Source organism: Serratia grimesii (assembly GCF_900186025.1).
GTDB classification, from domain to species: Bacteria; Pseudomonadota; Gammaproteobacteria; order Enterobacterales; family Enterobacteriaceae; genus Serratia; species Serratia grimesii.
Genome location: NZ_LT883155.1, coordinates 3,790,240 through 3,812,623, shown reverse-complemented (window position 1 = coordinate 3,812,623; position 22,384 = coordinate 3,790,240). Strand labels below are relative to the sequence as shown.

General features: G+C 53.9%; 15 protein-coding genes. 5 read left to right on the top strand and 10 right to left on the bottom strand.

Features of this window, described 5'->3' with window-relative positions; all coding sequences use genetic code 11:
* Positions 1-3: 3 nt before the first annotated feature.
* From SGBXF1_RS17945 to yegD, 3 genes are all read right to left on the bottom strand, one after another.
* The gene (locus SGBXF1_RS17945; RefSeq protein WP_238320982.1) at positions 4-528 is read right to left on the bottom strand and encodes a P-loop nucleotide/nucleoside kinase family protein; all 525 of its coding nucleotides are present in this window, start codon (positions 526-528) and stop codon (positions 4-6) included.
* Positions 507-1,070 carry a GNAT family N-acetyltransferase gene (locus SGBXF1_RS17940; RefSeq protein ID WP_186427291.1) on the bottom strand — a complete coding sequence of 188 codons (564 nt, stop codon included), beginning with the start codon at positions 1,068-1,070 and terminating at the stop codon, positions 507-509. The genes SGBXF1_RS17945 and SGBXF1_RS17940 overlap by 22 nt, the downstream gene beginning before the upstream one ends.
* 175 nt (positions 1,071-1,245) lie before the next feature.
* Positions 1,246-2,598 (bottom strand): molecular chaperone, encoded by a 1,353-nt coding sequence (gene yegD / locus SGBXF1_RS17935; protein ID WP_037424517.1) that lies wholly within the window; start codon positions 2,596-2,598, stop codon positions 1,246-1,248.
* Between the two features lie 166 nt (positions 2,599-2,764).
* Here yegD and alkA point away from each other — a divergent pair, with 166 nt between their 5' ends.
* Complete coding sequence (gene alkA, locus SGBXF1_RS17930; RefSeq protein ID WP_186427290.1) at positions 2,765-4,261, top strand: DNA-3-methyladenine glycosylase 2; 1,497 nt, start codon at positions 2,765-2,767, stop codon at positions 4,259-4,261.
* A 10-nt stretch (positions 4,262-4,271) separates the two neighbouring features.
* Here alkA and SGBXF1_RS17925 read toward each other — a convergent pair whose 3' ends face one another.
* The 4 genes from SGBXF1_RS17925 to SGBXF1_RS17910 all read right to left on the bottom strand — a co-directional run bounded on the left by SGBXF1_RS17925 (position 4,272) and on the right by SGBXF1_RS17910 (position 10,145).
* The gene (locus SGBXF1_RS17925; RefSeq protein ID WP_037424512.1) at positions 4,272-4,622 is read right to left on the bottom strand and encodes a DNA-binding protein; all 351 of its coding nucleotides are present in this window, start codon (positions 4,620-4,622) and stop codon (positions 4,272-4,274) included.
* 208 nt (positions 4,623-4,830) lie between these two features.
* Positions 4,831-8,172, bottom strand: a complete 3,342-nt coding sequence (locus SGBXF1_RS17920) for a diguanylate cyclase (RefSeq protein ID WP_186427289.1) — start codon at positions 8,170-8,172, stop codon at positions 4,831-4,833.
* Between the two features lie 162 nt (positions 8,173-8,334).
* Positions 8,335-9,768 (bottom strand): magnesium transporter, encoded by a 1,434-nt coding sequence (gene mgtE / locus SGBXF1_RS17915; RefSeq protein WP_186427288.1) that lies wholly within the window; start codon positions 9,766-9,768, stop codon positions 8,335-8,337.
* Positions 9,769-9,965: 197 nt separating this feature from the next.
* Positions 9,966-10,145 (bottom strand): YfgG family protein, encoded by a 180-nt coding sequence (locus tag SGBXF1_RS17910; protein ID WP_037424505.1) that lies wholly within the window; start codon positions 10,143-10,145, stop codon positions 9,966-9,968.
* A gap of 489 nt (positions 10,146-10,634) precedes the next feature.
* Here SGBXF1_RS17910 and SGBXF1_RS17905 point away from each other — a divergent pair, with 489 nt between their 5' ends.
* Positions 10,635-12,854, top strand: a complete 2,220-nt coding sequence (locus tag SGBXF1_RS17905; RefSeq protein WP_238320981.1) for an EAL domain-containing protein — start codon at positions 10,635-10,637, stop codon at positions 12,852-12,854.
* 28 nt (positions 12,855-12,882) lie between these two features.
* Here SGBXF1_RS17905 and ppx read toward each other — a convergent pair whose 3' ends face one another.
* Together ppx and ppk1 are read right to left on the bottom strand one after the other, a co-directional pair.
* Positions 12,883-14,433: an exopolyphosphatase gene (gene ppx, locus SGBXF1_RS17900; protein ID WP_037424503.1), complete on the bottom strand. Its 1,551-nt coding sequence runs from the start codon at positions 14,431-14,433 to the stop codon at positions 12,883-12,885.
* Between the two features lie 10 nt (positions 14,434-14,443).
* Positions 14,444-16,507, bottom strand: coding sequence for a polyphosphate kinase 1 (gene ppk1 / locus SGBXF1_RS17895; protein ID WP_037424501.1), 2,064 nt, complete (start codon positions 16,505-16,507; stop codon positions 14,444-14,446).
* 526 nt (positions 16,508-17,033) lie between these two features.
* On the opposite strand from ppk1, the gene SGBXF1_RS17890 reads away from it, so the two are divergent.
* The 3 genes from SGBXF1_RS17890 to pstB are packed head-to-tail and all read left to right on the top strand — an operon-like array spanning position 17,034 to position 21,698.
* On the top strand, positions 17,034-19,208 hold the full coding sequence (locus tag SGBXF1_RS17890) for an ABC transporter permease subunit (protein ID WP_186427286.1): 2,175 nt from the start codon (positions 17,034-17,036) through the stop codon (positions 19,206-19,208).
* The gene (gene pstA, locus SGBXF1_RS17885; RefSeq protein WP_186427285.1) at positions 19,205-20,857 is read left to right on the top strand and encodes a phosphate ABC transporter permease PstA; all 1,653 of its coding nucleotides are present in this window, start codon (positions 19,205-19,207) and stop codon (positions 20,855-20,857) included. Before SGBXF1_RS17890 ends, pstA begins: the two co-directional genes overlap by 4 nt.
* A 28-nt stretch (positions 20,858-20,885) precedes the next feature.
* Positions 20,886-21,698 carry a phosphate ABC transporter ATP-binding protein PstB gene (gene pstB / locus SGBXF1_RS17880; protein ID WP_037424494.1) on the top strand — a complete coding sequence of 271 codons (813 nt, stop codon included), beginning with the start codon at positions 20,886-20,888 and terminating at the stop codon, positions 21,696-21,698.
* Between the two features lie 86 nt (positions 21,699-21,784).
* On the opposite strand, the gene speG is transcribed toward pstB, so the two are convergent.
* On the bottom strand, positions 21,785-22,339 hold the full coding sequence (gene speG, locus SGBXF1_RS17875; protein WP_037424490.1) for a spermidine N1-acetyltransferase: 555 nt from the start codon (positions 22,337-22,339) through the stop codon (positions 21,785-21,787).
* Between the last annotated feature and the right edge of the window lie 45 nt (positions 22,340-22,384).

The window sequence follows — 22,384 nt, the reverse complement described above, 5'->3', positions numbered from 1 at the left end:
GGATTAGCCGCGGGCGGTCTCGATTAATTTAAGCAGCTGTGTCAGGCAGGCTTCAATCGTACGCCCTGCGGTATCAATAGTGGCCACTGGTGTTCTCCAGGGGATGTAATCATGGGTGCTGACATCCTGCCAGTTGGGTAGCCGTAACCCGGCAATGTCGCCTTCGCGGGTTTCGATCCTGCGGCGGTGCTCAGCGCGGTCTGAACAAAACACGTCAATATCTATGCAGGTTGTGCCAGCCCGGTGTGCAACGCCATGCCAGGCTTCACGCGTGACGGGCAATGGATTGACCGAATCGGCGATCACGGTGTGACCCAGACGCAGATTATCCTCGGCGACGCCATAGGCAGCAAAATAGCCTGATGGGCCTACGTCATCGGCTAAGGCTCCGCTGTTACGGATTGCCTGTTCCAGTGTATCGATTCGCAGAAGCATCGCGGGCAATGCACCTGCCAGCGCCCGTGCCAGCGTCGTTTTACCGCTACCCGGCAGCCCGGAAAAAATAATCAGCATTGTTGCGCTCGCCATGTGGGTTGTCCCAGCCGATACAGTACATGTTTTTGCAGTGGATGGCCTTGGGGTAGTCGTGGGTGAAGAAAGCTTTCACCATTAGAGGACATACCGATGCGCTCCATCACCCGGCGTGACGGTTGGTTAGTGTCGGCAGTGAAGGACACCACCTCTGCCAGATTCATGTGCTCAAAGGCAAAGTGTAATGCGGCCTTTGATGCTTCACTGGCGTAGCCTTTGCCCCAGTGTGCTGCCGCCAATCTCCAGCCAATTTCTACGCAGGGAGAGCAGGGAAGGTCATCGGCAGGGATAGCCAGCCCGACAAACCCGATAAAAGGCGCACCGCCTTTCACTTCCAGCGCCCATAAACCCCAACCATGCTGCTGCATGAACTGGCGGATTTTGTCTGCGAGTGCGGCGCTTTGCTCGGAGGTGAGTGGGGCAGGGAAATAACGCATGACCTGTGGATCGGCGTTAAGGGCAGCGAAGGCCGGTAGATCTTCGTCACGCCAGGCGCGCAACAGCAACCGGTCGCTTTCGAGGGAAAATATTTCACACATCGACTTTCCTCCAGGAACCAGGTGCTCTGGGGTTTCATGGTAGGGGCAGCTGCAAGCTGCGCCCTATCGCATGCTCAATGGGGTAAATCGGGCCGAATATAGTCGCCCCTGGCTGTTTAGCCCTTATGTGGGGTTGTCAGTTGTCTGGGGCGCGATATGCCGCGCCCTCAGGCAATTAACGGAACAGCGTTTGGGCCCAGCGCGCCAGTCCAGCGGTAACCGAGCCGAAGTCGTTGCCACCGACAATAGGAATGCCTGGCAACTGTTGTTGCAGTGCGGCGCGCAGCAACGGTGAACGCGCACTACCGCCGGTGAGATAAATCACCTGTGGTGCAGTTTGGCTGCTGGCCAGGGCGGCACTGACTTGCTCCTGAATACGCAACAGGGGCTGCGAAATGGCCTCGGCAAGCTGATCCTGGTTGATGGTTTCCACCAAATCAGATTGGACGAACGCCAAAGGCGCGCTGATGTTTTGCTGCGCTGACAGAGCGATTTTACTCTCTTCCGCTGCACGTACCAAACGGTAGCTCAGACGTTGCTGATGCACTTTCAGCAAGCGTTTGACCTTTTCCGGTTCGGCGGCATCGCGGATCAGATCGCGCAGCATGCGACCGTTGGCGACGCTGTAAAAGTCGTTTTGCGCCGGCACGTCGTTGGTGGCTACCGCGTTCCAATAAGGCAGTGCGGGCAGAGCGATCCCTTTTCCGGTTTCGCCGCCCATGCCGAACAGCGGCATCAGCTGTTTGAACGCCAACATGATGTCCAGATCGTTACCGCCAACGCGGCAACCGCTGTGCCCCAGCAAGCTTTGCTGGCGATCGGCACGGTCACGCCATTGTGGCCCCATCAGCAGTACTGAACAGTCGGTCGTACCACCACCGATGTCTACCACCAGCACGGTTTTCTCTTCATTCAGCGTTGCTTCGAAGTCCAGTCCTGCCGCTACCGGTTCAAACTGGAATTCAATGTCCTTGAAACCGGCACGCTCGGCAGCACGTTGCAAAATGCCTTGTGCCTGCTGGTTAGCGTCCTCACCCCCGATCCCCTGGAAGTTGATCGGACGGCCGATCACCGCCTGGCTGATGCTGTCTTGCAGTACGTTTTCCGCCTGGCGTTTGATGTGGAACATCATGGCACACACCAGATCTTCAAACAGCGCGATCTGTTGGGGTTTTAGACCGTTAGCACCGAGGAAGGATTTCGGCGAGCGAACAAAATACACCTCTTCCGGATCTTCCGAGTAGTGCGCCAGTGCCTGTAGACCGAATAGCACGCTGTCGTTGCCGACGGGAATGTCTTCTTCGCGGTTGTAGCTGATCGCCCGGCGCAGCAGTTGCTGGTTCTCTTCGCTGCCGGTCGGCACCTGCCAATGGCGGTGCAAGCATTCGCTCACGGCTTCACGCGTCGGTGCACAAAGCATCGACGGCAGGTAAGGTTCGTTGTTTTCCAACGTCAGTAGCTCGGGGCCGTTATCACGCATCACTGCGACAGAACAGTTGGCTGTTCCGTAATCGAATCCAATAAACATGTCTTTTCTCAATCCCCATGCCAATGAAGGGGGGCGACTTTACCCGAGACTTGGCTCCTGGGCAACGTGTGGGCGCTTAACTGACGAAAAATTTAGCGGCGACCATAATGGCATGCTTAACTTAATGTCCGAATTCCGCACGTCAGCGCACCAGCCGAGTCGCATAATGAACAAAAAACTGACCCCGAGCGTTGCCATGAAAAACCAACAACAGGCGCTGTACGACGCACTGAGCGCGCGCGACCGCAAATTTGACGGCCGCTTTTTCGTCGGTGTTTCCTCGACCGGTATTTATTGTCGGCCGGTGTGCAGTGCCCGTACGCCGAAAATCGAGAACTGCACTTTTTATCCCAGCGCCGCCGCGGCAGAGCTGGCGGGTTTCCGTCCCTGCCTAAAATGCCGGCCGGAGTTGGCACCGGGCTTGGCGTTGATCGATCTTGGCAATCGCTATGCTCAGGTGGCGGTGCAGTTGATTGAACAAGGATATCTGTCAGAACACAGTTGCGAGCAACTGGCGGCGCGTTTGGGGATTTCTGATCGTCATTTACGGCGCATCTTCGCCGATCAGTTTGGTGCATCGCCGATTGATTACGCTCAGTCGCATCGGCTGTTGCAAGCCAAACGACTGCTGGCGGATACCGACATGCCCTTGAGTGACGTCGCATTTGCTGCCGGTTTTGGCAGCCTGCGGCGGTTTAATGAGTTGTTCAAGGCTCGTTACCGGCTTATCCCTTCGGCGCTGCGTAGCAGCAGTGAACGTAATGAGCGTACGGTTGCCAGCGGGCTGGTGTTTCATGTGAGCTACCGGCCACCCTATGACTGGCAGCGCATGTTGGGCTTTTTGCATGCGCGTGCGGTGAGTGGTGTCGAACGGGTTGAGGGGCAACAGTATCTGCGAGCGATAGCCATTACCCAAGGGGGCGTCGAGTATTGCGGCTGGGTCAGCGTACAGCCGGATGAGACGCGCAATCGGGTACGGGTAGAGATTGCAGCTTCATTAAGCCGGGTGACCACGGAAGTGCTGCGCCGTATCCGCCAACTGTTTGATCTGGATGCTGCGCCAGATTTGATTGCCCATGCCTTGGGCACCTTGGCTGCCGATGCGCCAGGGTTGCGGTTGCCCGGTTGCGTGAACAGTTTTGAGCAGGCGGTCCGTGCCGTATTGGGGCAGTTGGTCAGTGTCAAGATGGCCGCGATCTTTGCCGGCCGGATGGCTGAGCAGTGGGGGACGCCGCTGGAGCAACCTTATAGCGGCATTACTCATCTGTTCCCCAATGCTGAGCAGGTCGCGCAGTTACAACCTGAGGCGCTGCGTTCGCTGGGGGTGCAATTGAAACGCGCAGCGGCAGTTATTGAGATTGCGCGTGCGATTACCGAAGGGCGGCTCCAGTTGGATAACGTGTTGGATATTGATCAAGGTATCAAGGCGTTGACCGCCTTGCCAGGGATTGGCAGTTGGACTGCCAATTATATCGCTATGCGTGCCTGGTCCTGGCCTGATGTTTTTTTGGCGGGGGATTATTTGATCAAGCAGCGCTTCCCTGGCATGACACCGCGCCAAATTGAAAAGTATGCCGAACGCTGGCGGCCGTGGCGTTCTTACGCCACGCTCCACTTATGGCATAACGATGCATGGACACCGTCGGTGAATGTCGACGACTAGCACTGCGGCGTTATTCTTCGTTGCCGATACGCGCCAGTAGGCTTTCTATCCCTTCACGCATCAGAAACGTTAGCACCTTCTCGCGTTCGGTTTCGCTCAGGTGATAGTAATATTCCACCCATACCGCCAGTGGCTCTTGGCGTTCAACCTGATATTCTGCGGGCTCTTCTTGCAGCATCAACAGGTTGCGCGCCTCGACGGGCAAGCTGTTGATATGGTATTCCACTGCTTTGCCCTGGATGCCTTTACGGCGGCGGCTGATCCAACCTTCGCGCCGTGCCATCAAATTGATTCCCTGTGGTGAAGAGGGCAGTCCTGTAATGCCTGTCAGCTCCCTGGCGGCAAACCACTCGTTTTTCATAGCCATTATCCCTGAGCAATTACGTGCAAAGATGGTTCTTGGAAATTAACGGGCGTGCTGATTTCCGTATCAAAGTATTGTGCGAAGGATTAACTTTCACCCGTTAGTTATACCACTAACCTCTGATCGGCTAAGCAAAAAACGTGATGTGGTGCGTGCGGCAATGACGCCGCAACGCGAAAGAACCAAGGAGAGCGCGCGAAGGCGGTTAGCGTATGCCGAAGTAACCGCCGCTGAGTAGCTCGGTAAGGGGTTGTTCCCGTGCCACGGCGTCACCGTCTGCCAGATCGACGCCCAGAGCTTGTAGCGTATTCAACGTTATCTGCTGGTGTGCCGGGCCTGCCAGTGTCTGGGCGTGTACACGATGGGCTGCACCGTTGAGCATTGAAACCATCAGTTCATCCATCTGATTGCAGTGAACGTGGGTGATAAAGCGTTCATCAATGCGGATATAGTCAATCCGACGACCATGCAGTTCGTCGAAAGCGTTAAGACTGTGCCCGAAGCCACTGACGATCAGCTTGCAACCTAGCTGTTGCAATTGGTGGATAAAGGGTCTGCAAATGTCATCGTGTTCCAACACCGCCGCTTCATCGACCACCAGCAACAAAGCCTGAGGTTGCAGTGGCGAGGCATTCAGCCGTGTGATCAGATGGTGTCGGAACCCGGTGTCGAGCAGGCTATCTGTCGCGAGTGGGAGCGCGATTGTCAGGCCTTTAGCGCTGATCTCAGCGGCGTGACGTTCAAGAATCTGCCGGCTGATCCAGTCGTCGACATCCGGCAGCAGGCCATAAAGCTGGGCCGCAGCGATAAACGCGTCACTGTTCAACGGGCGTGGATCCAGCGGCATGATTTGCAGTTTTAATTGATAGAAACACACTGCCAGTGGCGTTCTCGGCGGTGCCACTGCTTTAACACTTAGCATCAACTGCCCGTCGGCAATAATGCTCATCACTTCCTGTCGCGTCAGCAACTCATGCTGGCGTTCCAGCATCTGTTTTTGCCGCGCCTCATACAGATAGACCTGCCCACGACCGCGATGTTTAGCGGTATAACAGGCGATGTCCGCTTGCGCCAGCAACTCGCCGCTTTTGCCGCTGCCGGTATCTATACGGGTGATGCCGGCGCTGGCACCTACGTGATAAACCTTTCCTTCCCAATAGAACGGATGCTGGCTGATGTGATTAACAAGCTGTTGCATCAGGGATTTGGCTTGCTCGCTAGCGCAATCAAACAGGATCAGCCCGAACTCATCACCCCCGAGCCTTGCCAGGCAGTCGCTGTCACGCACGTGGCGTTGCATCAGTTGGGCAATATCCCTTAGCAATGCATCCCCTGCCGCATGCCCGGCGCTGTCGTTGACTGCCTTGAAACGGTCGAGATCGAGGAATACGAGCGCATGCTGCCGCTGTTTTTCACCGGCGCCTACGATGGCGGCTTTCAGCCGCTTCTCAAAACTGGTGCGATTGGGCAGGCTGGTCAGGGCATCATGGGCGGCGCTGTAACTCAGTTTACGCATCAACTCGCGTGAAGCGGTGACATCCTGCAATACCATCACTGCGCCCATCACGTTACCCCCGATGGTTTTCAGCGGTGATACCGATTGTTGAATATCAAAGTGACGGCCGTCGCGACTGTGCAGCACCAGGGCATAATCCGCTGAAAGTTGACGATTTTCCTGTAGGCAGCACTGGACCGGGTTTTCGACTTCCATGCCATCTTTACCGTTGGTCATGCGTACGACACCCGCAAGTGGCATACCGACAGCCAGACTCAGTGGCCAGCCACACATCTGCTCGGCGACCGGATTCATAAAAGTGATATGCATGGTGTCGTCAGTGGAAATCACACCTTCGCCGATGGCATCTAAGGTGATGTGCAGACGTTCTTTCTCTTGGTGCAGCGCTTCGGTCAGATTACGGACTTCCGTCATATCAATGTTTGTGCCGATCATTCGCAACGGACGGCCTTGCGAATCCAGAATGACGTTGCCCTGGCCACGGATATGGCGGATTTTCCCCTGGCGGGTTAGCAGCCGGAATTCGAGGATAAAGGGGCGCGGCTGGTCCAGCAAAGAGGACATCTCACGATCGGTTCGCTCGAGATCTTCCGGCAGGAGAAGCGTGCGCCACAGTGAAAGCGTGGGGGTCTGGTCTGGACTGAGGTCATACAGCTCAAACATGCGTTTGTCCCAGGTGAGTTCCTCACCGTCCATCATCCATTCCCAAACGCCAATCCCTCCCACCTGATTGGCCAGTGTGATGCGCTCAACCAACCGATGATTCTCTGCGGCAGTGCGTTTCAGTTCGCTGATGTCTTCCACCTGAGAAATAAAATACAGCGGCAGGCCTTCGGCATCACGCACCATTGAAACGGCCAACAGAGCCCAGACGTGTTCACCATCGCTGCGAATATAACGTTTTTCCAGGGTGTAGCTGCTGATATGACCATCGAGCAGATCGCGTAACTGCTCCAGGTCGGCATTCAGATCATCCGGGTGAGTGATCTCCTGAAACGTCAAGCGTCGCAGGGCTTCCGGGGTATAGCCCAGAAGTTTACACAGTGCCTGATTGACCTGTAGCCATTTCCCTTGCGGAGAAACCAGCGCCATACCGATAGCAGAGTATTCCAGCGCATTCCGAAAGCGGGCTTCGCTCTCAACGATGTGCTGTTTTTCTACCCGGAAGGCGTGCATGACCATGGCCATTGAGTGCGCCGGGATCAAAATCAACAGAATCGGTAAGTATATTTCGATGTCACTGAGCGGTTCTGCGGGCACATTAAAATGCAGCAACCCAAGTGAAATCATCACGGTGATCATCAACGTGGTGCAAAAACAGGTAATAAAGGCTTCCAGGCGTGGCAGTGCGATCGCCGCCCACAGCAGAGGAAGAATGACAAAGGTAAACGGGAAAGGCAGATAGGTCAGCGCGAGATAGCAAAAAATCAGCGCCATCATGAGTGTCAGCAGCAATGAGAACAGGTTCAACTGCTCCAGCATACGTCGGCGATAGACCAACCCAATCGGTGCCAGTGACAGGACACCTATGGCTTCTGAAATAAACCAGGTATTGAATGGCTGCCAGAAGGATTGCTCCGGGGCAGGGGCCCACCAGGCGGCCAGCAAGGCGCTAAATAACGGGGTGAAAATTACCGCGCAGACCACGAACTTTAGCCAACTGGCCAGATTGTTCAGGGGATCGTCAGGCAACAGCATACGGCGCAGCATTAGGGTACTGACTGAGGCTTCCAGCAGGTTGATCAGCGAAAGCTTTACCGGCAACCAGCTAAAGCCGTACAGGATAACGCTGGCGCTTATGATACCCAGCCCACTCGCCAGTAACGGTAATGCCCATTGGCGCGGCGAATGGCGATACAACACGATAATGATGGCGGCCGTAGGGAACCACAGCGGCGTAAAATGGCTGGGTTCATTCGACAGCGTCAGGCACAACAAGGCCAAGAGAAAAACCGTTACGGCTGCCAGCAAGGTATGCGTGAACAGTACGCTTTTGCGCGAGGTGAGATGATTCGGTGCGCTGATATCCATAGACAACCTTAACGCTGGCATCTGTCACTGAACTACGTCATGACGCGGATGGGATAAAAAGTTTATTGCCAAAGGGTAGTACAGCGCAGCAAGAAAACATACTGAATCAAACGGCTTTAGTGAGCGAGCGCAAAAGCCGGCGTTACCGCCGGCTTGAAAGCATTAGAGCAGGAACAGCGTGGCCAGGCCGAGGAAGATAAAGAAGCCGCCGGTATCGGTTAACGCCGTGATCAATACGCTGGAGCCGACTGCGGGATCTCGTCCCATTTTTAGCATGGTCATTGGGATCACAACTCCCATCAGTGCCGCCACCAATAGGTTGAGGATCATGGCTAACGTCATGACACCACCCATTGCCCAGTCGCCATAAAGCAGCCAGGTGACTATCCCCATGATGCCGCCCCACACGACGCCGTTAATGATGGCGACGCCGAGCTCCCTGAGCATCAGACGCGAAATATTGCCGACTTCGATCTGGTGCAGCGCGAGTGCGCGGACGATCATGGTAATGGTTTGGTTACCGGTGTTGCCCCCGATTCCCGCGACGATAGGCATCAAAGCCGCCAATGCCACCAGTTGTGAAATGGTGTGTTCAAACAGACCGATAACGCGTGAAGCGATAAACGCGGTGCACAGATTGATGGCCAACCATGCCCAACGGGTTTTCACCGCTTTGCTGACAGGGGCAAACACGTCTTCTTCCGGGCTTAACCCCCCCATACGGCGAAGGTTGCTGTCGCTTTCTTCGTTGACGACGTCAACAATCTCTTCAATCGTCAGGCGGCCCATCAGTTTGCCCTTGGCATCGACAACCGGGGCACTGATCAGGTCATAACGTTCAAACGCACTGGCTGCGGCTTCCGCTTTGTCTTCCGGCAGAAAACGGGTGGGATCGCTGTCCATTACCGCGTGTACCGGCGTTTCTGGATCATTGAGAAGTACCGCGGTCAACGGTAACTCACCGAGCAGCGTATTTTTACGGTCGGTGACAAAGAGTTTATCGGTCGCTGCCGGGATAGTTTTGCGCAGTCGCAAAAAGCGATGCACAGCGCCGAGGGTGACGTCTGGGCGCACAGTAACCAGTTCAAAATCCATCATCCAGCCAACGGTGTCTTTACCGTAGTGGATCATCTCGCGTACCTGCGCACGCTGATCCGGCTCCAGCGAGGTCAGCAGGCGACCCATCAGGTTACGCGGCAGATATTGAGCCAGGTAGGCCTGTTCGTCGACATCGAGCATTTTGATCGCTTTGAGCAAGTCTTTATCGCTCATCTCTTCGATCAGGCTGTCCCATACCGGTTCGGCGACTTCCACCAGTGTTTGGCCGCGTTTGGCATTGCCAACCAACCGCCACAGTGCCAGGCGTTCGTCCTGCGGTAATGCTTCCAGCAAGTCGGCCAGGTCAGCGGCATGCATGTCGTCCAGCAGCCCGGTAATTTCAGCGGTCTGGTTTAGCAGTTCACTTTTACTGAGGGCGTTTTCATCCCCTGGTCTGCCGAGAATGCCATCGACCAAGTCTTTGTTGTTTAACAGTAGGGTAAGAATGCGCTGACGATGCTCAGCGACTTTTTTAACATTATGCGTTGCGGCGGACATGGTATTCCTTACTGGCACTCAGTGATCCTTACAGGCGATCTCTACACAAGATAGAGCATAGTGAATGCAGGCGTCATTTTTATGAAATGGGTACAGATGCCAAGGAATAAGTAAGGGGCCTGGCATGCCGAAATGCGATCCGACGGCAGGCTGCTTAACTATTCGATTGCTCTGCAGGAGGTGTTGAGTCTGTCGGTTCAGGGGGAAGTGTCCTGATTCTCTCCCTCTATCTCGGTGGTTTCTTGATAGGGGGCGAGTTTTTTTTCCTGATGATGGGGCACCGCGACGACGGCGGCATACAGCAGACGGCCGACTAAAATGATAAAGCTGATAAACAGCACTATTTTCGTCATCTGTCCGGTGGTTTTTTTACGCATATATCACCCGGCATGCCGGTTCCTGTGTTATACCCGTCGCCTTTCAAACGGTAACTATTGTGGTGAGAGAATTGAGCCCCACGACTCATATGAGCGCAATAGACCACGCCTTTACCGTGCAAGGGAGTGGGTAATGAAAGCCGATAAAGTGTAAATGGGATTCTAGCGATTGGTGACAAATATTGTCTATTTATTTCCGGCTGCCAAAGCAGAGTATTTGGGTGGTGTTTAGCTTGGGGTTGAGTTTATCTGTTGGATCAGCATGTTAAGATGTGACAAAAAATGGCTTACATATTTTTACCCAACTTTTCCTTCTTGATTGATCGGAGTCAAGCCTCCAGCGCCCCTGGTGCATAAAATTCCCCCCCGTTCTCCTGTCGCATATGTTACTTTCAGTTTGCCTCATGAAGGGATAGAGGTATGAAAAGGAACCTGCCTTACTACCTGAACGCGTGAATGGAATTACGCTCTGACGGACTCGTTATTTTTATGGTTAAACCAACATTTTGGAAAAATTTACGTGAGCGCTGGTGGGGATATCCCCTTATCTGGAGCTTGTTGTTGATCCCGTTCGCCGGTTGGTTGTCACCCCGCATTATGTTACCTGAGAGCAAGGTTTATCTGCTCTACCTGCCGCTGGCAGCCTGCATAGCGTTGTTGATGGTTTATGACTGGCGAGCGCTACCTGGGATTGCGCTTGCGATCATGCTGCGTTACACCTACCGACTTGGCCCTGAAATCGGCGTGTTAGTCACCGCCTTGTATTTGTTATGTCTGGGCCTGTGTTGGCTGGGATATCGTAACCAAACCCAGCGTCGATGGTGTGCCGCCCCCGGTGTACCCACGTTGGTTAAAGCGCGGTTAATCTGGCTGGTTGTGTTACCGGCACTGTTATTTGTTCTCGGTTTGAAGCTGCTGGTGGGGCTAGAGCAATTGCCTGACGAGCTGGGAATGATGCCCGGCAATAATGGCTATCTGCTCGCTTTGGTTAACTTCCAGGCGTTGTTGTTAGGGTGCCTTTCTGCCATGCCGCTGTTTTACTTTATGCTGCGCATACTGAATAAACCTGGATTCGTTTTAAGATTATGGCGGCGTTTTGGTCGTGAGATGGCCCCAAACGTCGACAAAAAAGAGATGTCGCTGTGGTTATTGACCCTGTGCGCAATGGTAGCGTTGTTGTCTTATCACGCGAAAGATGCCAATCCTCTGTTGTTAGGCGGCTACGGTCTGATATTACTGCTGCCGGTGATGCTGTACGGCGCGATGCGATTTGGCTACCAATTTAACTGCATCATCTGGTCTTCGACTCTTCTGGTGTTGTTTTCCCATCATCCTGTCTATGCGCAACGTGAAGACCTGCTGCATAACCTGGCCGTCATTTCATCGATGATGGTGGTGTTTACTCTGTGCATTTTCCTGATGTCGGCGCTCAATACCCGCCAACGGTTGAGCCATGCCAGGGCGCAAAGCGCCGCGTTGCAGGATCCGGTGATTGGTTTGCCCAATCTACGCGCCCTTAAACGCGATCTGGCGCAGTCACCGCCTTCGACATTGTGCTTCCTGCGAGTAAGTGAGCTGGATTTGTTAAGCCGTAATTACGGTATGCAGTTGCGCATTCGTTTCAAGCAGCAGTTAGCTGCGCTTTTGCACCAAATATTGGCCCCGGGCGAAGGGGTTTATCATTTACCGGGCTATGACCTGTTACTGCGAGTGGATGGCAGCAATAGCGAAGAAAAGGTCGCGGAGATCTTCCGCGGGCTGGAGAAATTCCGATTGGTTTGGAATGGCTTGCCAATCCATCCGCCGTTGGGGTTAGGGTATTGCAGCGTGGTTGCCGATTTTGAGCATCTGTATCTTCTGTTGGGGGAGCTTAGCTCGTTGGCTGAGGTTTCGCTGACCAGTGGCAAGCCGGAGAGCACACAGAATGGCGGTCATGTGGTGCAGGACGAAATCAAACGCAAGGTGGCGTTACTGCATGGGGTGCAACGTTCTCTGGATAGCGATGGATTTATCCTGATGGCGCAGCCGATTGTGGGGCTGCGTGGCGATAGATACCACGAAATTCTGTTACGTATGCGCGATGATCGGGGGGCGATCATCTCACCGAATGATTTTTTGCCGGTGGTACATGAGTTCGGCCTGTCCTATCGTTTGGATATGTGGGTATTGCGCAATACGTTGAAATTTATGGATCAACACCGAACCGAACTGCCCAGTGTGCGCTTTGCGATTAATTTGTCGCCTTCTTCGCTGTGCAGGCCGATGCTGTGCCATGACGTACAGGATTTGCTGGAGCAGTACGGGATTGAACCCTATCAATTGACGCTGGAAGTGACCGAATCGCATTTGCTACAGGATACCGACTATGCCGGGACCAACCTGCAAGTGTTGCGTGAGATGGGGTGCCGCATTGCGTTAGATGATTTTGGCACGGGCTATGCCAGCTACAATCGACTCAAAATACTGCCTGTCGACATGCTGAAAATAGACGGGAGTTTTGTACGCGATATGCTGACTAATCCAGTAGATTTCCAGGTCATTATGTCTATCTGCAAGGTCGCACGGATGAAGCGTTTGGTTATTGTGGCAGAGTATGTCGAAAGTGCGGAACAGTGGGCGGCGCTCAAGGGCGTCGGTGTGGATTATATGCAGGGCTATTTTATCAGCGAACCGCAGTTGCTAACGGCACTGTTGCCGGCAAAAGATTGATTATCGCCCCCAGACGGGGGCGATAGATTTAGGCTGAGCGCTGCTCGTCCTGAGAACCTTCTTCTTCGCAAATCAGTTTCCAGCCCACGACGTCGTTCCAGTAGGCCTGTTCACGTTCAAAGTCCAATTGCACCAGGCTGTTTTGCGCCAAATAACCCGCAGGGAAACGCAGTGTCCAGTGGTTGTCGTCAGTGCTCAGACGCAACGTTTCTGGCGTGGTGGTCGACTGACGTTGGTTGTTGAGCAGGGTGCTTAAGCGCAGTAGTTGGATCAGCGGCAGGTAGTGTTTTTTCTTAAACAGGTTCAGGCGTGGCAGTTCTTCCAGCTTGATACCTTTGCGGTGGAAGCGTACCAGCGCAGCCAACAGTAACTGCTGCTCTTGGTTAAAGCCCGGCAAGTTGGTGTTTTGCAGAATATAGGCCGAGTGGCGGTGCATGCCGCTGTGATTGATGCTTAAGCCCACTTCATGCAGCATGGCTGCCCACTTCAGCAGGGCTTCCAATTGCGGGTTCGCCAGCTTGGTGTTTTGCGCCATCCACTGTGCATACAACAGTTCTGTGGTTTCCAGCACCCGTTTAGCTTGTTCTCGGTCGATATTGTAGTGATCGGCCAGGCTTTTGGCGGTACGGCTGCGAATGTCCTGATGGCGGAAACGGCCCTCCATCTCGTACAACACGCCTTCGCGCAGTGCACCGTCGGAAAGACGCAGATCGCGAATTGCCAGCGCATCGAATACGCCACACAGGATAGCCAAACCCGGTACAAACACCGACTGACGGTCTTCCGACAGTCCCGGCAGGCTCAGCGCGCTGAAGTTTTTAAACTGCAGCACCTGTTCTGCCAACATTTCCAGTCGTTCGAGTGTAATCAGGCCGTCTTTCTCACCCATTTCCACCAGCACTTCATGTGCGGCTTTGATGGTACCGGATGCGCCTAGTGCATATTGCCAGCCCTGAATGCGGTACTGCCAGGCCAGGGTTTCCAGTTTCTGTGCTGCCGCGAGGCGTGCACGTTTGAAGTTATTTTTGCTGATTTCACCGCCAGGGAAGAACTGTTGGGCGAAGCTCACGCAACCCATGCGGCGACTTTCTGCCAACAGTGGCTCAAAGTCTTCGCCGATCACCAGCTCGGTAGACCCCCCTCCGATGTCGATCACCAGTTTGCGGCCTTTTTCCGGCTGGGTATGTTCCACGCCCATAAAGATCAGACGCGCTTCTTCCTGCCCGGCGATGATTTCAATAGGGTAGGGGATAACTTTGGCAGCGCGCTTGAGGAAGACCTCCGCGTTTACTGCCTGGCGTAACGTATGGGTACCGACGATCGTAACGTTATCTGCCGGGAAGCCCTGGAGCCGTTCGGCAAACAGCGCCAGACAGGCCAGGCCACGTTCTATTGCCTCTTCACTGAGCACATTGTTGCTGTCCAATCCATCGGCGAGGTGTACCCGCTGTTTTAAACGGCCTAATACCTGTAAGGCGCCGTTGACGACGCGGGCAATCACCATGTGGAAGCTGTTCGACCCGAGATCGATGGCAGCGATTTCCTGCGGTTTGTTCGTTGCTGTGCTTTTTAGCGGCATAGTTGCTGGCCTACTGTCCTGGTTGTTCCAGAGCTTTTAAATACTCATAAATGGCAACCTGAGAACGGACTTTACGGCGATTGCCGCGTGGTACGTACTGGTTGCTCAGTTCTTTATCGAGGTAACGCGCCTTGACCGTGTCGCTGAACAGGATTTCCAGAATATCCAGAACCCGTTGTTTCAGCGTTGGATCCAGCAGCGATACCGCGACTTCGATGCGGTAATCTATGTTACGGGTCATCCAGTCTGCGGAAGACAGATAAACCAGTTTGTCACCTTTGTTTTCGAAAACGTAAACCCGATCGTGTTCCAGATAACGGTCGACGATGCTGATTATCTGAATATTGTCACTGATCCCCGGCAGGTTGGGAATCAAAGAACACATCCCTCGCACCAACAGGCGGATTTTTACACCGGCACCGGAGGCGGTATATAACCGATCTACCAGTCCTTTATCCACCAGATTGTTGATTTTCAGCATAATGCCAGCAGGATGCCCCGCCTGTGCGTTGGCAATTTCCTGATCAATCAACTCATACAGCTTCAAGCGCGAGTTCTGCGGCGACACCATCAGGTTGTCGAAGGTGACCGGTCGATACGGGTTTTCGATAAAGTTGAACACCCGACGCACCTCGTTGGTGATACGTGAGTCGGCGGTCAGCAACGAATAGTCGGTATAAATACGCGCGGTTTTCTCGTTAAAATTACCGGTCCCGATATGAGCATAGCGCACAATCTCATCGCCTTCACGGCGTGAGATCAGGAACAGCTTGGCGTGGATTTTCAGCCCCGGCGCCGAGAAGATAACGTGTACACCAGCTTCCGTCAGGCGTTTAGCCCAGTGGATGTTGGCCTCTTCATCAAAGCGCGCCTGTAGCTCTACCACCACTGTGACTTTCTTGCCGTTATGGGCTGCGTGGATCATCGACTCAATGATGCGTGAGTCTTTTGCTACGCGATAAATATTGATTTTGATCGCCAGCACGCTAGGGTCAAAGGATGCCTGGCGCAGCAGCTCCAGCACATGCTCAAAGGTGTGGTACGGATAATAAAGCAACACGTCTTGTTCGCGGATCGCGTCAAAGCCGTTGCGGAACTTATCGAACCAAATATGGCGTAGGCGTGGCAGCGGTTTGTTGACCAGATTAGCCTTACCGACATTAGGGAAGCCGATAAAATCTTTAAAATTATGGTAACGGCCGCCGGCGATCACTGAATCATAGTTAGATATGCCAAGTTTACCGCGCAGCAGTTCTACCATTTCATTTGGCATATCACGCTGATAAACAAAACGCACCGGCTCGGCGGTCAGACGCTGCTTCAGGCTGGAGGACATCAGTTCCAGCAGGCTGGATTCCATTTCGGTCACCAGATCGTATTCCGCGTCACGGGTCATTTTCATCGAATAGGCATTGAGTGCGTCGTAATCGAAGAAGCCCTTAAAGATATCGTCCAGGCAATAACGCAGGATGTTATCCAACAGGATCATAGGTTTGCGACGACGCGGAGCTTCTGGTGGCAGATTGACGAAACGCGGCACCTTATCGGACGGGATTTCCAGCAGTGCGTAGTCAATGCGCGTGCCGCGGATGATCTCCACTGCCAGATAGGTGTAATCGTCTTTGAGGAACTGCACCAGATTGGTTTCGTGGTTGATCAGGATGGGCGTGATGTGTTGGCGCAGGTGCTGCTTGAAGTATTGTCGCAGCCAGATTTGCTGATTCTCGGACACCTGGCGTTCGTTAATCAGGAAGATCTGATTACGCGCCATTTCCAGCAGTAAATCGTTATACAGGCTGTCGAACTCTTGATCGGTTTTTAATACCTTGGCCTGGATCTTTTTCAGCAAATGGCGAGAAGTGCCGCCAGAACCCTGTTCTTCGCTGATCAGGATGCGTCGTTTGAGATCGGCAAAACGGACTTTATAGAATTCATCAAGGTTATTGGAGTAAATGCCCAGAAAACGCATGCGCTCAATCAGGGGATTGCTCTTATCTGCGGCTTCCTGCAACACGCGTTCATTAAAGGATAACCAGCTTAATTCTTTTTCGATGTAGAGCTTTTCCTGACCCATTGCCACTCCAGTTCAATTTTAGAAAAGGATCCGGGACGCAGCCCGGATGCCGCTTCAGGTCGCGTCCCTAAAGCCCGAACGCTGCGTTGTCGGGCTTGAACGTAGGCCCGCGATGCCCAGTACCCACCGCCTTGATTACGGGCTTTTGGGACTGCGACGGCGCCATGACCTATTGCGGGACACAGCCTACTATCTTGCATCATTATTGCGAGAGATTGACAGGAAAGTCCAACATATCCATTACGTTGGCATGAGGCATTTTAATACGTAAAAATATTTACTGTGGCATCAGAGCCGCCGGACATGTTTGCGTAGCATAAAATTGTGATTATTGTGCTTTATATTTATGGATATGATCGGTATTGCCATCATTTTTCAGCAACATATGTGATTAATGATGCAGTATTGCAGCGTAAAGTTCGCTTAAAGCTCCGGGTAACTTTGTCATGCAAACGTCATAAAACTGACATAAGATGCCCGGTTATTCTATGGCGCAAGCCTGCTTACATCAGCGATAGCGAGAGACATGGCACAGACTACGGTAAACCAACATCCCCGGGATCGCCTGCGAGCGCGCATCGACCGTAGCGTGCAGGCGGCGGTCACCGTCAGCGGGTTGCTGGTGCTGATGACGTTGATGCTGATCTTCGTTTACCTGTTGTTTGCCGTGCTCCCCCTGTTTAAACCGGCGGCGATGGGCCAGGCAAAGCCGTTGCCGATCAGTGCTGCGGCACCGGCGCTGGCGCTGGGTATGGATGTACAACAGCGCATCGGTTATCGCATTGATGAACAGGGTGTGGGGCAGTTTTACACCTTAACCTCACAAGAAGGTACAAAGGCAGGTACGCCGTTGACGCAACAATCCTTGCTGAGCAAACCGGCGTTGTTGACCCAGGCGGCCGGCGAGCGCGATCTGTTCGCTTTGGCGCAGGCAGACGGCCGGTTTATTGTCGCCAGCGCGGATTTTGCTGCCGCCGGTACGTCGTTACCGCAGTGGCTGTTCCCGCTTGGGCAACGGCCGCTTACACTGGACAAGCAGGGGCAGCCGTTGACCTTGTTGACGCTGTCCGAGGCACGGCATGGACAGTATTTGCTGGCCGGGATCACCGTCGATCGCCGTTTGGTGTTCGGTCGTTTTAGCCATGATCAACCTCCACAACTGAGTGAACACCCGCTTAACAGCACGGTACAGCAACTGGTGCTAACACCGGACGGTCGTCAATTGTACTTGCTGGCAGGTAATCGGCTAGCCCGCTATCAAATAAACGATACCCAGTTGCAGCTAAAAGAAAGCCGTATTCTCGGCGACCATCCCCCTTATCAACTGACGGCGTTGCCCGGCGGCAGTGCGTTATTGATCGAGGCAGCAAATGGCGTTATGCGTGAATGGTTTGATGTGGAAAAAGACCAGCGCTGGCAGTTGATGCCAGTTCAACATTTCGACCATCAGTCCGAACCACAGGATTTGCTGGTGGCTGAACCTTATCGCCGGGTGTTTGCTACGCTGAGGCCTGACGGTGGTTTTTCGTTGTTCTCCAGTATTCAACCGCAGCCATTGCTGAATGGCAGACTCATCGCCGGGGTACAGCAGATGGCATTCGCTCCGCGGGGTGATGGCCTGCTGTTGGAAACCGCGCAGGGCTGGCAACACTATGCGATCGATAACCCGTATCCCGATGTCACCTGGCGCTCACTGTGGCACAAGGTGTGGTATGAAAATTACCCCGAACCGGCTTATGTTTGGCAGTCAACCTCCGGCGAGGACAGTTATCAGGCCAAATTTAGCCTGATTCCGGTTATTTTCGGTACATTCAAAGCCGCGGCCTACGCCATGCTGTTCGCCATTCCACTGGCGTTAGCCGGGGCGATTTATACGGCCTATTTCATGTCTGCCGGACTGCGGCGGGTGATCAAACCGGCGATTGAGGTCATGGGCGCCTTACCGACGGTGGTGATCGGGCTGGTGGCCGGTATTTGGCTGGCACCCGTGATTGAGCATTATTTGCTGGCGGTCTTGTCGTTGCCGCTGTTGCTGGCAGTGGTCGTTCTGGCGTGCGGGGCGCTGGTGAACCGCTTGGCATCGCGTCGTCTGCCGCCTGGTTTTGATCTGCTGATCCTGTTGCCGCTGATAGCACTCACCGTTTGGTTGGCGTTTAGCCTTGGGCCTTGGCTGGAAGTAAAACTGTTCGGTGAACCGCTGCATTTTTGGCTGGGGGATGATTATGACCAGCGTAATACGCTGGTGGTCGGCGTGGCGATGGGTTTTGCGCTGGTACCGATTATCTTCTCTCTGGCGGAAGATGCCTTGTTCAGTGTGCCGGCAACCTTGAGTCAGGGGTCTTTGGCCTTGGGGGCGACTCAATGGCAAACCGTGATGCGGGTGGTTTTACCTTCGGCTAGCGCCGGTATTTTCTCGGCGCTGATGATTGGTTTTGGTCGGGCCGTAGGCGAAACCATGATCGTGCTGATGGCGACCGGAAATACACCGGTTATCGACGGCAGTCTGTTCCAGGGCTTACGAGCTTTGGCTGCCAATATCGCCATCGAAATGCCGGAGGCGGTTGCTGGTAGCAGCCACTATCGCGTGCTGTTCCTGACTGCACTGGTACTCTTCATTTTCACCTTTGTCTTCAACACGCTGGCGGAAGCTATCCGTCTGCGTTTACGTGAACGTTATACCTTGAACCAGGAGGCGCCATGAGACGTTGGGCGAAGAGTGGTTCACCGTGGATCTGGCTGACAGCCGGATCGGTCGCGGTCAGTCTATTGGCGTTGATCGGTATTATGTTGCTGTTGGCCGGGCAGGGTATGCGTTATTTCTGGCCTAGTCCTGTCTACCAATTTGAGCTCAATCAAAGCGCTGCCGGCCCGGTGACGATGATCGGTGAGTTGTACCAACAACAGAGCATTCCGCGCCGTCAACTGTTGGAGTCTGGCGTTGAGTTACCACCAGGAAATGCGCAGAGTTTTGAACGTTATCTGATCAAGGTAGGCAATCGCGAGAGTGAAGGGCAGGATTTCCGCACACTGCTGGCCGGAGATATTCTTCGTCAAAGCACGCCTCGTGATTTACTGGTGCTGGAGCGCAACAGCAACGGCACCGCCTATGGCTATTTGGCCGGCATGCTGCAGGACGGCCAACCCTTGACCGGACATAATCTCAGCCAAGCGCTGTTACAGCGTTTGCCACAAATTGCTGCGCTTTCACGTCAGGCACATGACATTCAGTTCCGCGATATGGCGCGCATCAACCAACGGTTTGACGCGTTACGCCTGCGCGAGAAAAGCTTGCAGCACAGTGAGCAGTTGGACGCGCGTGCTCAGGCGTCCATTAACGCTGAAAGATTGGAGTTACAACGTCAGTATCGCGTGCTGTCTGAACGGTTGGACGGTTTGAACCGCGATCGCCACCGTGATGCGCTGCTGCTGCGTGATATGCACGGTCAGGTCCATACTATTGCGCTCAGTCAGGTGCGCGATGCCTGGTATCCCAATGCGATGAATACCACGCAAAAGCTGGTGCACTGGGGCGAGCAGGTGAAGAAGTTTCTCAGCGATAGCCCGCGTGAAGCCAACACCGAAGGAGGGGTGTTCCCGGCCATTTTCGGCACGGTGCTGATGGTGATTCTGATGTCGATCGTCGTGATGCCGTTTGGTGTGATCGCCGCCGTCTATCTGCACGAATACGCCGGGAATAATGTGCTGACGCGCCTGATACGTATCGCGGTCGTTAACCTGGCCGGTGTGCCGTCGATTGTCTACGGCGTGTTCGGTCTCGGCTTCTTCGTCTATATGATTGGCGGCACGATTGATCAGCTTTTCTTCCCGGAGTCGCTGCCTAACCCAACCTTTGGTACGCCAGGCGTATTATGGGCGGCTTTGACATTGGCGTTGCTGACGTTGCCGGTGGTGATCGTCGCCACTGAAGAGGGGCTGTCCCGCATTCCTGCTTCACTGCGTCAAGGCTCGTTGGCGCTGGGCGCCAGCCGGGCGGAAACGCTGTGGCGCATTGTTTTGCCAATGGCTGCGCCAGCAATGATGACGGGCTTGATCCTGGCGGTTGCGCGCGCAGCGGGAGAGACTGCACCACTGATGTTGGTTGGCGTGGTGAAATCCGTACCTGTGCTACCAGTGGATGACATTTTCCCGTATCTGCATCTGGAGCGGAAGTTTATGCACCTGAGCTTCCAAATTTACGATATGGCTTTCCAGAGTCCAAGTGTGGAAGCGGCCCGCCCCTTGGTGTTCGCTACCGCCTTCCTGCTGGTGGTGATTGTGGTAGGGTTGAATTTGGCGGCGATGGGCATCCGGCACTCGCTGAGGGAGCGGTACAGAGCATGGTCGCAGTAATAATGACGTTATTCTTGGGGAGTGCGTAATGGGTTTGATGACGCCAGGCAGTTTGCCCCGGCTGGATGTCCAGCATCTTGATGATGAACATACCGCGTTGGCGGTAAAGGATCTCAACCTGTTCTATGGTGAAAAACAGGTGCTGCATGATATTTCTCTGCGTATTCCAAAACACCGTGTGACGGCGCTGATTGGCCCATCGGGTTGCGGTAAATCAACGCTATTACGCTGCTTCAATCGCATGAATGATTTGGTGGATAATTGCCGAATCGAGGGCGACTTGCAGCTCAACGGTCAGGTTATTTACGGATCGCAAATCGACGTTGCGGCGTTAAGACGCCGAGTGGGGATGGTGTTCCAGCGGCCGAATCCGTTCCCGAAGTCGATTTATGAAAATGTGGTTTACGGTTTGCGTCTACAGGGCGTGCGTGATAGACGCATTCTTGATGAAGCGGTAGAACGTTCGTTGCGTGCTGCGGCGCTGTGGCATGAGGTAAAAGACCGACTGCGTGAGAACGCATTCCGTCTTTCCAGCGGTCAACAGCAGAGATTGGTGATTGCACGGGCGATAGCCATTGAACCTGAGGTGTTGCTGCTCGATGAGCCAACCTCGGCGCTGGATCCGATCTCGACCCTGACTATCGAAGAGCTGATTTCTGCGCTGAAACAGCACTATAGCGTGGTGTTGGTGACGCACAATATGCAGCAGGCGGCGCGGGTATCTGACTACACGGCGTTTATTCACCAGGGCCGACTGGTGGAGTACAACGACACCGACGACATCTTCACCTCACCGCGCCAGCGGCGTACCGAGGATTATATTACTGGGCGCTATGGTTAAGGGCATTCTCATCCCTTCCTGACGGTGAAGTACAATTCAGATGCCAATATCTCAAAAACCCGCTTTCGCGGGTTTTTTATGTCATATCACTTCACCAGAGGCTTATCGCTGGCAGCGGTTTTGAACTTTGCCAGATACTGCGGCTGGAAGATGCACATGCGCAGCACGGTGCGGTATTCGCCGTTAACGAAGAACTCATCAATCAGCTCACCCTCGACTTCAAAGCCCAGCTTGCTGTAAATGTGGATCGCTTTCGGGTTCTCTTTGTCGACGATCAGATACAGCTTGTATAGGTTCAGTACTGAGAAGCCGTAATCCATTGCCAGCTTGGCGGCGATAGTAGCGTAACCTTTGCCCTGATGAGTCGGATCAATAATGATCTGGAATTCCGCACGGCGGTGGATGTGATCGATCTCCACCAGCTCTACCAGACCGACTTTGGCACCCTGGTGTTCGATAATAAAGCGGCGTTCGCTTTGATCGTGGATGTGCTTGTCGTACAGATCGGAAAGCTCAACGAAGGCTTCGTAGGGTTCTTCGAACCAATAGCGCATCACGCTGGCGTTGTTGTCCATCTGGTGGACAAACGTCAAATCATCCCGTTCCAGTGGGCGTAGTTTGACGTTGGTAGAGCTGGACATGGGGATTCCTTAATGTCGTTATTGTAGGAAATAGTGCCTTATATT

Bases quoted from the DNA above. Each gene is read 5' to 3' on its own strand.
- pstA (WP_186427285.1), top strand. From the start codon at position 19,205: ATGAGACGTTGGGCGAAGAGTGGTTCACCGTGGATCTGGCTGACAGCC.
- yegD (WP_037424517.1), bottom strand. From the start codon at position 2,598: ATGTTTATTGGATTCGATTACGGAACAGCCAACTGTTCTGTCGCAGTG.
- SGBXF1_RS17940 (WP_186427291.1), bottom strand. From the start codon at position 1,070: ATGTGTGAAATATTTTCCCTCGAAAGCGACCGGTTGCTGTTGCGCGCC.
- ppx (WP_037424503.1), bottom strand. From the start codon at position 14,433: ATGCCGCTAAAAAGCACAGCAACGAACAAACCGCAGGAAATCGCTGCC.
- SGBXF1_RS17910 (WP_037424505.1), bottom strand. From the start codon at position 10,145: ATGCGTAAAAAAACCACCGGACAGATGACGAAAATAGTGCTGTTTATC.
- SGBXF1_RS17890 (WP_186427286.1), top strand. From the start codon at position 17,034: ATGGCACAGACTACGGTAAACCAACATCCCCGGGATCGCCTGCGAGCG.
- mgtE (WP_186427288.1), bottom strand. From the start codon at position 9,768: ATGTCCGCCGCAACGCATAATGTTAAAAAAGTCGCTGAGCATCGTCAG.
- SGBXF1_RS17925 (WP_037424512.1), bottom strand. From the start codon at position 4,622: ATGAAAAACGAGTGGTTTGCCGCCAGGGAGCTGACAGGCATTACAGGA.
- SGBXF1_RS17945 (WP_238320982.1), bottom strand. From the start codon at position 528: ATGGCGAGCGCAACAATGCTGATTATTTTTTCCGGGCTGCCGGGTAGC.
- ppk1 (WP_037424501.1), bottom strand. From the start codon at position 16,507: ATGGGTCAGGAAAAGCTCTACATCGAAAAAGAATTAAGCTGGTTATCC.
- alkA (WP_186427290.1), top strand. From the start codon at position 2,765: ATGAACAAAAAACTGACCCCGAGCGTTGCCATGAAAAACCAACAACAG.
- speG (WP_037424490.1), bottom strand. From the start codon at position 22,339: ATGTCCAGCTCTACCAACGTCAAACTACGCCCACTGGAACGGGATGAT.
- SGBXF1_RS17920 (WP_186427289.1), bottom strand. From the start codon at position 8,172: ATGGATATCAGCGCACCGAATCATCTCACCTCGCGCAAAAGCGTACTG.
- pstB (WP_037424494.1), top strand. From the start codon at position 20,886: ATGGGTTTGATGACGCCAGGCAGTTTGCCCCGGCTGGATGTCCAGCAT.
- SGBXF1_RS17905 (WP_238320981.1), top strand. From the start codon at position 10,635: ATGGTTAAACCAACATTTTGGAAAAATTTACGTGAGCGCTGGTGGGGA.